Source organism: Mycolicibacterium austroafricanum (assembly GCF_000612725.1).
In the GTDB taxonomy this organism is placed as follows: Bacteria; Actinomycetota; Actinomycetes; order Mycobacteriales; family Mycobacteriaceae; genus Mycobacterium; species Mycobacterium austroafricanum.
Genome location: NZ_HG964456.1, coordinates 137950 through 150068, shown reverse-complemented (window position 1 = coordinate 150068; position 12119 = coordinate 137950). Strand labels below are relative to the sequence as shown.

General features: G+C 70.9%; 12 protein-coding genes. 5 read left to right on the top strand and 7 right to left on the bottom strand.

The features are described 5' to 3' along the window. The first annotated feature begins 92 nt into the window (after positions 1-92). On the top strand, positions 93-734 hold the full coding sequence (locus BN976_RS23265; RefSeq protein ID WP_011780764.1) for an Rv0361 family membrane protein: 642 nt from the start codon (positions 93-95) through the stop codon (positions 732-734). 23 nt (positions 735-757) lie between these two features. On the opposite strand, the gene BN976_RS23260 is transcribed toward BN976_RS23265, so the two are convergent. Both BN976_RS23260 and BN976_RS23255 read right to left on the bottom strand, forming a co-directional pair. Continuing rightward, complete coding sequence (locus BN976_RS23260) at positions 758-1135, bottom strand: HesB/IscA family protein (RefSeq protein WP_011780765.1); 378 nt, start codon at positions 1133-1135, stop codon at positions 758-760. A 111-nt stretch (positions 1136-1246) separates the two neighbouring features. Then, positions 1247-2308 carry a glycerate kinase family protein gene (locus BN976_RS23255; protein ID WP_011780766.1) on the bottom strand — a complete coding sequence of 354 codons (1062 nt, stop codon included), beginning with the start codon at positions 2306-2308 and terminating at the stop codon, positions 1247-1249. 80 nt (positions 2309-2388) lie between these two features. On the opposite strand from BN976_RS23255, the gene BN976_RS23250 reads away from it, so the two are divergent. The 3 genes from BN976_RS23250 to BN976_RS23240 are packed head-to-tail and all read left to right on the top strand — an operon-like array spanning position 2389 to position 4870. Beyond that, positions 2389-3069: a DUF3043 domain-containing protein gene (locus BN976_RS23250; RefSeq protein ID WP_036374928.1), complete on the top strand. Its 681-nt coding sequence runs from the start codon at positions 2389-2391 to the stop codon at positions 3067-3069. After that, the gene (cobT, locus tag BN976_RS23245; RefSeq protein WP_235622119.1) at positions 3066-4121 is read left to right on the top strand and encodes a nicotinate-nucleotide--dimethylbenzimidazole phosphoribosyltransferase; all 1056 of its coding nucleotides are present in this window, start codon (positions 3066-3068) and stop codon (positions 4119-4121) included. The genes BN976_RS23250 and cobT overlap by 4 nt, the downstream gene beginning before the upstream one ends. 17 nt (positions 4122-4138) lie before the next feature. Continuing rightward, positions 4139-4870 (top strand): adenosylcobinamide-GDP ribazoletransferase, encoded by a 732-nt coding sequence (locus BN976_RS23240; protein WP_036374922.1) that lies wholly within the window; start codon positions 4139-4141, stop codon positions 4868-4870. Here the strand turns inward: BN976_RS23240 and BN976_RS23235 are convergent. Both BN976_RS23235 and gcvT read right to left on the bottom strand, forming a co-directional pair. Continuing rightward, positions 4867-5970: a branched-chain amino acid aminotransferase gene (locus tag BN976_RS23235; RefSeq protein ID WP_011780770.1), complete on the bottom strand. Its 1104-nt coding sequence runs from the start codon at positions 5968-5970 to the stop codon at positions 4867-4869. The two genes, BN976_RS23240 and BN976_RS23235, sit on opposite strands and share 4 nt — an antisense overlap. A gap of 51 nt (positions 5971-6021) precedes the next feature. After that, positions 6022-7131 carry a glycine cleavage system aminomethyltransferase GcvT gene (gene gcvT, locus BN976_RS23230; RefSeq protein WP_036374478.1) on the bottom strand — a complete coding sequence of 370 codons (1110 nt, stop codon included), beginning with the start codon at positions 7129-7131 and terminating at the stop codon, positions 6022-6024. Between the two features lie 45 nt (positions 7132-7176). On the opposite strand from gcvT, the gene BN976_RS23225 reads away from it, so the two are divergent. Then, positions 7177-8709: a leucyl aminopeptidase gene (locus BN976_RS23225; protein WP_036374475.1), complete on the top strand. Its 1533-nt coding sequence runs from the start codon at positions 7177-7179 to the stop codon at positions 8707-8709. Positions 8710-8713: 4 nt separating this feature from the next. Here the strand turns inward: BN976_RS23225 and BN976_RS23220 are convergent, their stop codons facing one another. The 3 genes from BN976_RS23220 to BN976_RS23210 all read right to left on the bottom strand — a co-directional run bounded on the left by BN976_RS23220 (position 8714) and on the right by BN976_RS23210 (position 12114). Further along, on the bottom strand, positions 8714-10330 hold the full coding sequence (locus tag BN976_RS23220; protein WP_036374473.1) for an SDR family oxidoreductase: 1617 nt from the start codon (positions 10328-10330) through the stop codon (positions 8714-8716). 37 nt (positions 10331-10367) lie between these two features. Next, complete coding sequence (locus BN976_RS23215; protein WP_036374470.1) at positions 10368-11681, bottom strand: alkaline phosphatase; 1314 nt, start codon at positions 11679-11681, stop codon at positions 10368-10370. An 82-nt stretch (positions 11682-11763) separates the two neighbouring features. Further along, positions 11764-12114 carry a hypothetical protein gene (locus BN976_RS23210; protein ID WP_011780775.1) on the bottom strand — a complete coding sequence of 117 codons (351 nt, stop codon included), beginning with the start codon at positions 12112-12114 and terminating at the stop codon, positions 11764-11766. Positions 12115-12119: the final 5 nt, after the last annotated feature.

The window sequence follows — 12119 nt, the reverse complement described above, 5'->3', positions numbered from 1 at the left end:
CGTCCCGAGTACGTGCGCTAACCTGCCTATAAGTGCCTGCCCGGTCACTGTAGATGCCGCAGGACCCCACCGACTTCCCTGGGAGCAAATCTATGACCGGTCCGTACCCGCCCCCATACGGCGCTGGACCAGCCGGCCCGCAGATGTATCCGGAGCCGTATCCCCCGCAGACCTACCCGCCGCTGGGTGCGACGTACCCGGGCACGCTGCCGCCCCCGGTCCAGTACCCCAAGCGCAGACGGCCGTGGATCATCGCCGTGGTGGCCGCCGTCGCGGTGCTCGCCGTCGTCGGCGTGGTCGCCGCTGTGGCGCTCACAGGGAGCCGCGACGAGGCCGCCCCGAGCGGGGCGCTGACGGAGGCCTCCGCTCAGACCGCGATCCAGGACTACCTCGACGCGCTGACCAACGCCGACGTCGAGACCGTGGCCCGGCACACCCTGTGCGGCCTGTACGACGCGGTCAACGAGCGCCGCTCGGATCTGGCGCTGGCGAACCTGTCCAGCGACGCGTTCCGCAAACAGTACGAAAGCGCCGAGGTGACCTCGATCGACAAGATGGTGCTGTCGTCGCCGTCGCAGGCACAGGTGCTGTTCACGATGCGCGTGACGCCGGCCGGCGGTTCGTCACGCAATCAACCGCAGCAGGCCGACGAGCAGGCCGTCGCGCAGCTGCTGTCGATCGACGACGAGGTCCTGGTGTGTTCCTACCTGCCGCGGACGGCGGGTCAGTACTGAGCCGAAACCGGCTCGGAATCAGCTCAGTTGAACGAGTCGCCGCAGGCGCACGAGCCGGTGGCGTTCGGGTTGTCGATCGTGAAGCCCTGCTTCTCGATGGTGTCGACGAAGTCGATCGTGGCGCCCTGCACGTAGGGGGCGCTCATCCGGTCGACGGTGAGCGCGACGCCGCCGAAGTCGACGGTCAGATCACCGTCGAGCGAGCGGTCGTCGAAGAACAGGTTGTATCGCAGCCCTGCGCATCCGCCCGGCTGGACGGCGATCCGCAGCGCAAGGTCGTCCCGACCCTCCTGGTCGAGCAGGGCCTTCGCCTTGGCGGCCGCGGCATCCGACAGGGTCACGCCGTGCTGGGCCTCGGTGGTCTGGCCAGCCTGCACAGCCGACTCGTCCTGAACAGTCATGGAATCTCCCGTGTGGATGTACGTGGCTGGGGCCCCGCGGTTGGCCGAGATGGCCGTACGACGTTCGGCCCCACAAACTCAACGGTACCTCGTCGCGCCCGTATTCCCCATCTATCCCCAGCCAGCGGCAACCTCGCAGGCCAGGCCGGTGAGCTGGTTGGCCGCATCCTCGATCGCCCGCTGAACGGATCCCGCGTGGTCGGTGACCGAGTGGGCCGACGCGATGCCCGCGGTCTGCAGGGCGGCCCGGTCCAGCGTGACCTGGCCGGCGAGCACCAGCACCGGGATCCGTCGCGACCGGGCGCCTGCGGCCAGCGCGCTGACCACCTTGCCGTGCAGGGACTGGTCGTCGAAGCGGCCTTCACCGGTGATGACCAGGTCGGCGGCGGCGATGTCGGCGTCCAGGGCGGTGTGCTCGGCGATGATCGCGGCGCCCGATTCGCGCCTGCCGCCGAGCGCGAGCAGCGCCGCGCCGATGCCACCGGCCGCCCCGGCACCCGGATCGTCGCGGATGTCGCGGCCCGCGGCGGCGTTGAGCTCTTGCGCCCAGGCCGTCAACCGCGCTTCGAGGACGGCCACGGTGTCGGGGTCGGCGCCCTTCTGCGGCCCGAACACCGCGGCAGCGCCGGTCGGGCCGAGCAACGGGTGCTCGACATCACTGGCGGCGATGAGTTCGACGCCGGCGAGCAGGTCGCGCGCGGCCGCCGGACCGCCCAGCGCCTCGACCATTCCGCGCCCGCCGTCGGTGCAACTGCTTCCGCCGAGGCCGACGACGATGCGGCGGGCCCCCGCGGCGCGCGCGGCGGCGATGAGTTGGCCGACTCCCCTGCTGTGCGCGTCGAGCGCGGTGCGCACGGTCGGCGGTCCGCCGAGCAGCGTCAGCCCGCAGGCCTGCGCGCATTCGATGTAGGCGGTGACCGGCGGGGAGCTGTCGAGGACCCACTGTGCGTCGACGTCCGTGTCGAGGGGACCGCTGACCGACGTCGTGCGCACTTCCCCGAGCCGGCTGGCCAGCACCTCGACGAAACCGGGGCCACCGTCGGACTGCGGCGCCAGGGTCAGAACGTCCTGCGGGCGGGCCCGTCGCCAGCCCGCGGCGATGGACTGCGCGGCCTGCACCGCGGTCAGGCTGTCGCCGAAGCAGTCGGGGGCGATGAGGATGGCTGCCACCACGGCAGACTATGGCCTCGACCGAGGTGTCGCAGGCCGCCGCGGATTGGGTGGCCCGGCGGCCGAGAAGTAACCTGGCAGGCGTGAAATTGCTGGGCCGCAAGAACGACGACGCAGGCGAACCCGAGGACTCCGTGCCCGCCGCCGATGACAGTGCCGACGCCGCCGCAGCGGGCGAGCGCACGACGACCCCGCCGAAGGGCAAGCCGACCCCCAAGCGCAGCGAGGCCACCCGCAGGCGCGGCCCGGTCGCGCCCGCGCCGTTGACGAGCGCCGAGGCCAGGAAGCGTCGCAAGGAGATGCGTGGCCCGAAGCTGTCCCGCGAGGAGCGCAAGGCCGAGCGCATGGTGCGCCGGGCGGAGATGTCCGAACGCCGCGAGAAGATGATGGCCGGCGAGGACGCCTACCTGCTGCCGCGTGACCGCGGCCCGGTCCGCCGCTACGTGCGCGACGTGGTGGATTCGCGACGCAACCTGCTGGGCCTGTTCATGCCGTCGGCCTTGTTCCTGATCTTCGTGATGCTTGCGGCGCCGTCGGTGAAGGTGCAGGCATTCCTGTCGCCGGCCATGCTGGTGCTCGTGCTGATCATGGTGGTCGACGGCTTCTTCCTCGGCCGCAAGGTCAACCGGATGGCGGACCAGAAGTTCCCGGGCAACACCGAGACCGGCTGGAAGCTGGGCTTCTACGCCGCCAGCCGCGCCTCTCAGCTGCGCCGGATGCGTGCGCCGCGGCCGCAGGTCGAACGCGGCACCCCCGTTGCGTGACGCCGCAGGTGGCGTACTTTCCTGAGATTCCCGCACCCGACGCCGACGCCGCCGCTGCGGCGCGGGCCCGGCAGGCGCTGCTGACCAAACCCGCGGGCGCGCTGGGCAGGCTCGAGGACCTGTCGGTCTGGGTGGCGGCATGCCAGGGCGGCTGTCCGCCCAGGCAGTTCGAGCGGGCGCGGGTGGTGGTGTTCGCCGGGGATCACGGTGTCGCCGCGTCGGGGGTGTCGGCGTACCCCGCCGACGTGACCGCGGCGATGGTGGCGAACATCGCCGCCGGCGGCGCCGCGGTGAACGTGCTGGCCGAGGTGGCGGGCGCGAGCGTGCGGGTCGCAGACATTGCCGTCGACACCGCCGAGCCGCTGTCCCCCGCAATCGGCGCCGACAAGATCCGCCGATCCAGCGGCAACATCGCCGTCGAGGACGCTCTGACACCGGACGAGGTGGTGGCAGCCGTCGACGCCGGCCGCCGGATCGCCGACGAGGAGGTCGACTCCGGCGCCGACCTGCTGATCGCCGGCGACATGGGCATCGGCAACACCACCCCGGCGACCACGCTGATCGCCGCGATGACCGACTCCGAGCCCGTGGCGGTGGTCGGCCGGGGCACCGGGATCGACGACGCCGGCTGGGCGCGCAAGACGGCCGCGATCCGCGACGCCCTCTACCGGACGCGCCGCCTGTCGGCCGATCCCATTGCGCTGCTGAGGATCTGCGGCGGCGCCGACCTCGCCGCGATGACCGGGTTCTGCGCACAGGCGGCGGTACGCCGCACGCCGTTGGTGTTGGACGGGATGGTGGTGACGGCCGCCGCGCTGGCCGCCGAGCGGCTCGCACCCGGCGCCAGGCTCTGGTGGCAGGCCGGCCACCGCTCCACCGAACCGGCGCACACGCTGGCGCTGCGTGACCTCGGGCTCGAGCCGCTCGTCGAGTTGGGGATGCGGCTCGGTGAGGGCTCCGGCGCCCTGGTCGCACTTCCGGTGCTGCGCGCCGCCGTCGCCATCCTGGCGTCGATGGCCACCTTCGAAGAAGCCGGGATCGGCGGCGGATAAGTCGGGTGATCCGCGCGGTGATCTCTTCCCTGACAGGGGCTTTCGCATTCGCGACAGTCCTGCCCACGCCGACGCGGGCGACCGCGATGGTGGGCCGCGGGGTGCTGACCGCGCTACCGGTGGCGGGGGCGGCGCTCGGTGTGCTGGCCGCCGGGGTGCTGTGGGCGGGTTCGTGGGCCTTCGGTGACGGTAGTGCGCTGGCCGGGGTGCTGACCGTCGCGGTGCTGCTGCTGGCCACCCGTGGCCTGCACATCGACGGACTCTCCGACACGGTCGACGCGCTGGGCTGTTACGGCCCGCCCGAGCGGGCGCTGGCGGTGATGCGCGACGGCACCGCGGGTCCGTTCGGGGTGGCCGCGGTGGCGGCGACGCTCCTGGTGCAGTCTCTGGCGTTCGCGCAGTCCGGGTGGGCGGCGGTGTTCATCGCGGTCGTCGCGGGCCGGGTGGCCGTGGTCGTCGCGTGCCGCCGCGGGGTCCCCGCCGCGGCGGGCAGCACGCTGGGCGCTCTGGTCTCGGGAACCCAGCCACGGTGGGTGGCCGCCGGGTGGACGGTCGCGGTCGCCGCGGCCGCGGTGCCGGTCTGCGCCAGGCCCTGGCAGGGGCCGCTGGTCGTGGTGCTGGCTCTGGCATGCAGCGCCGGACTGGTCGCCCACTGCGTTCGCCGGTTCGGCGGGATCACCGGTGACGTGCTGGGCGCGGCCCTGGAGGTGACGACGGCGATCGCGGCCGTCGGCTTGGCGGTCCGTTAGGACAACCGCGCCATCCATCCATGGGTATCGGCGAAGGTGCCGCGCTGGATGCCGGTCAACGTGTCGCGCAGCGCCATCGTGATCTCGCCCGGTTCGCCGTCGGCGATGGTGAACTCGCCGTCACCGTGCTTGACGTGCGAGACCGGGGTGATCACGGCGGCGGTGCCGCACGCGAACACCTCGGTGATCTCCCCCGCGGCCGCCTTCTTCTGCCACTCGTCGACGTCGATCTTGCGCTCCTCGACCGCAAACCCCGCGTCGGTAGCCAACTGCAGCAAGGAGTTTCGCGTGATACCCGGCAACAGCGACCCCGACAGCTCGGGGGTGACGAGCCGGGCGGTGCCACCGCTGCCGAAGACGAAGAACAGGTTCATGCCGCCCATCTCCTCGATGTAGCGGCGTTCGATGGCGTCCAGCCAGACCACCTGATCGCAGCCGTGCGCAGAGGCCTCGGCCTGCGCCAGCAGGGACGCGGCGTAATTGCCGCCGAATTTGGCGGCACCGGTTCCGCCGGGCGAGGCGCGCACATATTCGTGCGAGAGCCACACACTGACGGGTTTGATCCCGCGCGGGAAGTAGGCCCCCGCCGGCGATCCAATGACCAGGTAACGATATTCACTGGCCGGGCGGACGCCGAGACCGGGCTCGGTGGCGATGATGAACGGCCGCAGGTACAGCGATTCCTCGCCGCCGGCCGCAGGCACCCACTTCTCGTCGACGGCGATCAGCTCACGCAACGACCTGATGAACAGCTCGTCGGGCAGCTCGGGGATCGCCAGCCGGCGCGCCGAGGTCCGCAGCCGCGCGGCGTTGGCCTCCGGGCGGAAGGACACGATGGACCCGTCGGCCCAGCGGTAGGCCTTCAGCCCCTCGAACACCTCCTGCGCGTAGTGCAGCACGATCGCCGACGGATCCAGTTCGATGGGGCCGTACGGCATCACCCGTGCGTCGTGCCAGCCCTTGCCGTCGGTGTAATCGATCGACACCATGTGGTCGGTGTGGAACCTGCCGAAGCCCGGGTTGGCCAGAATCTGCGCGCGTACCTCGTCACTCGCCGGATTCGCGTTGCGATCGACGGTGAATTCGAGGCCTTCAGTCATGAAGGCGATTGTATAACCCGCTGGCCAACGGTTTTTGGCGGCCGTGCGGCGTCACCGGGTGCGGGTGTCGACGAACGGCGGCTTGACCACTTCGCACTCGATGCGGCGGCCGCGCACGTCCACGTCCACGTGCGCACCGTCGGCGATGTCGGCCTCGGTGTCGATCAGCGCGAGCGCGATCCCGACCTTCAAGGTCGGAGAGAAGGTCCCCGACGTGGTGACCCCGACCCGGTTCTCCCCGTCGAGGACCGTCAGGTCCTGGCGCAGTACCCCGCGCCCGACCGCCCGCAGGCCGCGCAGGGTGCGTCGCGGGCCTGCCGCCTTCTCCGCCAGCAGTGCGTCACGCCCCCAGAACGCGTCCTTCTTCCACCCGATCGCCCACCCGCAGCGCGCCTGCAGCGGCGAGATGTCCAGGGACAGCTCGTGGCCGTGCAGCGGATAGCCCATCTCCGTGCGCAGCGTGTCCCTGGCTCCGAGGCCGGCGGGCTCGCCGCCGGCCGCCTGCACCGCCTCCACGAGTGCGTCGAACACCACCGCGGCCTGATCCCACGGGGGCAAGAGCTCGTAGCCGTGTTCCCCGGTGTAACCGGTGCGGCACACCCGCACCTCGACCCCGCGGAACTGGGCGTCGGCGTAACCCATGTAGTCCATGTCGGTCGGCAGGCCGAGACCGCCGACCACATCGGCGGACACGGGGCCCTGCACGGCCAGCACGGCGCGTGAGCGGTGCTCGTCGGTGATGGTCAACCCCCCGGGTGCGCGCTGCTGCAGCGCGGCGACCACGGCGGCGGTGTTGGCGGCGTTGGGGACGAGGAAGATCTCGTCGTCGGAGACGTAGTAGGCGATCAGGTCGTCGATCACCCCGCCGTCCTCGGTGCAGCACAGGGTGTACTGAGCCTGCCCGGGCCCGATCCGGCGCAGATCGTTGGTGAACGCGGAGTTGACGAACTCGGCGGCGCCCGGCCCCTTCACCAGGGCCTTGCCGAGGTGGCTGACGTCGAACAGCCCGACAGTCGTGCGGGTGGCCGTGTGTTCGGCGACCGTGCCCGCGTAGGACACGGGCATCAGCCAGCCGCCGAATTCGGCGAAGCTCGCCCCGAGTTCGCGATGACGGTTCTCCAGAGGGCCGGCCAGCAAGTTGTCAGTCACGGCGAACCACATTAGTGCGCGCGACGCTTTCCAGACCGATCGCTAGGGTGATTCCCCGTGAGCACCTCAGCCGGTTACCAGTCCCCCGTCGTCACGGTCGCGAGCGCGCTGCCCAAGCGCCGGGTCGACTCGTCGGTCCTGATCGTGCCCGTCGTCAGCGGCGGCGACGGCGAGGAAGGCACTGAAGCCAGGGCCGCCGTGGTGGCCGGTCCGCATCTCGACGCCGACGCCGTCGCCGAGATCGAGGCGGCGCTGCAGGCGCTGGGCGCCAAGGGCGGCAGCGAGCAACTGACCCGCGTCGTGGTGCCCGCGCTGCCGGTCACCAGCGTGCTCGCGGTGGGGCTGGGCAAGAGCCGTGACGACTGGTCGGCCGAGACCATCCGCCGCGCCGCCGGTGCGGCGGCGAGGTCGCTGTCCGGCGTCGAACACGTCATCACCACGTTGTCCGACCTGGACCTGGAGGCCACGATCGAGGGTCTGGTCCTCGGTGCCTACCGGTTCTCCGAGTTCCGCAGCGAGAAGACCGCGCCCAAGGACGCCGGGGTCCGCAAGATCACCGTGCTGGCGCCGGACACGAAGGCCGCGACCAAGGACGCCGCGGCGCACGCCGAGGCCGTCGCCGCCGCCGTGGCCACCGCCCGGGACTTCGTCAACACGCCGCCCAGCCACCTTTTCCCCGCCGAATTCGCCAAGCGGGCAAAGGCTTTGGGCGAAGCAGCCGGGCTGCAGGTCGAGGTGCTCGACGAGAAGGCGCTCGCCAGGGACGGATACGGCGGCATCGTGGGCGTCGGCAAGGGCTCGTCGCGTCCGCCGCGCCTGGTGCGGCTGGCCCACCTCGGCGGCGGCCGCAAGGGCAAGAAGGTCGCACTGGTCGGCAAGGGCATCACGTTCGACACCGGCGGCATCTCGATCAAGCCCGCGGCCAACATGCACCACATGACCTCGGACATGGGTGGGGCGGCGGCGGTGATCGCGACCGTCCTGCTGGCCGCCCGGCGGCGGTTGCCGATCGACGTCGTGGCCTACGTGCCGATGGCCGAGAACATGCCGTCGGCGACCGCGCAGCGGCCCGGTGACGTGCTGACCCAGTACGGCGGCATCACCGTCGAGGTGCTCAACACCGACGCCGAGGGCCGGCTGATCCTGGCCGACGCGATCGCGCGGGCCTGCGAGGACGCGCCCGATTACCTGATCGAGACCTCGACACTGACCGGGGCGCAGACCGTCGCGCTGGGCGCACGCACCCCCGGCGTGATGGGCAGCGACGACTTCCGCGACCGGGTCGCCGGGATCTCGCAGGCGGTCGGTGAGAACGGCTGGGCGATGCCGCTGCCCGAAGAGTTGAAGGACGATCTCAAGTCGACGGTCGCCGACCTGGCCAACGTCAGCGGTTCCCGGTTTGCGGGCATGCTGGTGGCGGGCACGTATCTGCGGGAGTTCGTCGCCGACGGCGTCGAGTGGGCGCACATCGACGTCGCGGCTCCCGCCTACAACTCGGGTGGACCCTGGGGCTATACCCCCAAGGGCGGCACGGGAGTTCCCACGCGGACGATGTTCGCGGTCCTGGAAGACATCGCGGCCAACGGCTGATGTGTCACATGATGTTCCCGCCGCGGGCCGCGCTGCGCATGGCCTGCGGCAGCGCGTGTGCGACGCCGTAGACGAGGTACGCCTCCGTGGTGACGGGCCGCACCGGCTTGTTCTTCTGGACCGCCGCGACGATGGCCTTGGCAACCTTGTCGGGTCCGACCCGTCGCACCGCGAAGCCCTGGCGGGCCCGTCGGCGGATCGATTCCGCGTCGTCTCGGCGGGCCTCCGGCAGCGAGAAGCGGGTGGTGTCGACGATGTTGGTGCCGATCACACCCGGACAGATCGTGGTGACCCCGATTCCGGCCGAATCCAGTTCTGCGCGTAGACAATCGGAGAACATGAAGACGGCCGCCTTGGACGTGCAGTAGGCGTTCATCACGTTGACCGGCGTGTAGGACGCCATCGACGCGACGTTGACGATGTGGCCGCCGGTGCCGCGGTCGACGAGGCGCCTCCCCCACGACCGGCACCCGTTGACGACACCGCCGAAGTTGATGTCGAGCACCCGGTCGAACTCCTCGGCCGGGGTGTCGAGGAAGAACCCGGCATGCCCGACGCCCGCGTTGTTGACCACGATGTCGGGCACCCCGTGGTCGGCGCACACGAGTTCGGCCATCGCCTCGACGGCCGCGGCGTCGGCGACGTCGACGGTGTAACTGTGCGCCGCCGCCCCGGCCGCGGTGACCAGCCGCGCGGTCTCCTCGAGCCCGGCCTCGTCGACGTCGCTGATCACCACGTCGGCACCGGCCCGGGCGAACGCCAGCGCGGTCTCGCGGCCGATCCCGCTGGCGGCGCCGGTGACGGACACCAGGGTGTCGCCGAACGCCTTGCGGGCGCGGCCGACCTGCGCGCGCAACAACTCTCGCGGGGCCGGGGCGCCGCCGAGGTGGTCGACCAGCTGGTCGACCGCCCGTGCGAGGACCTGCGGATGTGAGCCCGGCGAGAGGTCGCCGGTCTTGATGTCGCGCCGCCACAGCCTCGAGACCGACGCGGACATGCCGTCGTAGACGTGCGGCCCCACGTGTGGGTCGTGGTCGGGGACGATCAGCTGCACCGGGACGTCGACGGGAACACCCGCCGGCGCGGCGGGCCGCAGATTCGCCCGGTACGGCTTGGCCGTCGCCGCCCGCGGTGCGGCCGCGGCGAGGCGCACGAGCTGGCCGGCGCCGCGGACGAACCGGCGCGGGCTGGTCAGCGCGGCGCGCACATATCCGGCGACGTGCTCGGGGCTGGGGCCCGACACCGAGGTCAGCGATGCGACCCGCTCGGGGGCGTCGGCGCGCTTGAGGTACTGCCACACCCCGGCGGCCCCCCATCCGTGCGCCAGCACGTGCACGGGTGTGTCACCGCCGACGGCGGCGGCGACGGCCGCGAAGTCGTCGGCGAACCGATCGACGGTGTATGCCGAAGTCTGTTTGGGCGCACCGGAGTTGCCCGCTCCCCTGGTGTCGTAGGCGACGATTCTGAACCGGTCGGCCAGCAGCGCCACCACCGGATCCCAGACCCGGTGGGTGTCGCGAAGTCCGTGCACCAGCACGAGTGTGGGCCCGTCCGGATTGCCCTGTTCGGAGACGGCGATCCGGACACCGTCACTGCTCTCGACGAACCGCTGCGTGCTCACGAGCGGACAGTACCGGAGCGCGCCCTCACGGCATCGGCTACTGGTCGCCCCACAGTTCGGTGACGACGTCGTAGACGTAGGTGTTGGGGTGCACGCCGGTGAACCGTTCGGCCAGTGGTCCGGCAGCGGTGACCGGCACCATCGTGCCGGTGTGCTCCGGGGTGGTCCAGTCGACCTTGAACTGGCGGTCGGTGCCCTTGATGGGGAACGGGCCGCTGCGCTTGGGCACCCCACCGCCGGGCAACGGCATGTTCTCGGGGATCTCGGCCCAGTACGGCACCGGATCATCAGCGACCTGATCGCTGTTGGGTTCGGGTTCACCGTCGTCGAGGACGTTCTCGATCGTCATACCGCCGGTCTCGTGATCGGCCGTCACGATCAACAGCACTTCGGGATGATCCTTCTGATACTCGGTGATCACCTTGACCATGTTGTTGACGGACTCTCCGGCCAGCATCATGTTCTGCGCGTCGTGCTCATGCCCGTCGGAGTCCAGGTCATCGCTTTCGATGACGAGAAAGAAGCCGTTCTCGTTGGTGCCGAGGATGTCGAGCGCCTTGGACACCAAGCGCTCGGGAGCGACGTAGTTCGGGTCGCTGCTGTAGTCGTGCCCTTCGATCTCGGTGGACCGGCGCTTGGCACTGTCCTGCACCAGCGCAAGGGCTTTCGGGCCTGTCAACGCGTCGAACGTCGGCTGGTCGTAGGCGTATTGGTAGCCGTCCGACTGTGCGCGGGCCACCAGGTCCTCGTCCCCCTCACTGGCGTCGTCCTCGCCCGCGTCGGGAATCCGGCCGGGGTCACCCTCCGGGTACCAGTACTTCTCACCGCCGCCGAACAGCACGTCGACGCCACGATCGAGGTAGCCCCTGGCGATGTCGACCTTGAGGTCGCGGTCGGGTACCGGCGAGCCGAAGGCGGCCAGTGTTGCGTTGGTGACGTCGTGGTCGTTGACCAGACCGGTTGCCATGCCGCGCTTCTGGGCCAGATCGAGCAAGGTGGGCACCGACTCTCCGTCGGGCCCCAGCCCTGTCGTGCCGTTGGGGACCTTCTGTCCGATCGCCCAGGCGGTGGCTCCGGCCGCCGAGTCCGTCACCGCGTACTCGGGGTCGCCGGGAATCGTGTCCAGGAAGCCGGAGTACGGCAGCGCATCCATCGGCTGACGCTCGTCGAGCCCGTACAGGTAGTACTGGATCGCTGTGCGCTGCTGCGGGCCCATACCGTCCCCGCTGAGGATGATGACGCTCGGGTTCTTCGGCTGATTGTCGTCGCTGCTGCCGCACCCCGCGAGCACCAACAGGGAGGCGGCCGCAACGGCGGCGCATTTGACGGACGCGTTATGAACAGCGGGCATGAACGCAGACCTTTGCAACAGCAACGATCCGCCGGGCCACGGTCACATGAACCGCCGCCGAACAACTGCGGACCGGCCAGCGCTAGCGGTCGAGTTCCTCACGCGCGGCGCGTTTGCGCTCGACCCGCCTGCGGGCGTCATAGTCGCGCATGCGTTGCGGGTAGCCGACTTTCTGGACGTCGTAGACCGGGATCTTCAGGCGGTCGGACAGGCGCCGGGCCCCGGCGTCTCCGCCGGCCCTGCGCCGGGTCCATTCACCGTCGGCAGCCACCAGGACGACGGTGACGTCGGTGACCGTCGTCTTGGGCTCGACGAACGCCTCCACGCCGTGGTGCTCGGCAACCCACTGTTGCAGGTAGCGCAGGTCGGCCGCGGGATCGTCGGCCGCCGTCGCCGCCCGTCGCCGGCCGCGCAGCCTGTCGAGAAGTCCCACCTGGC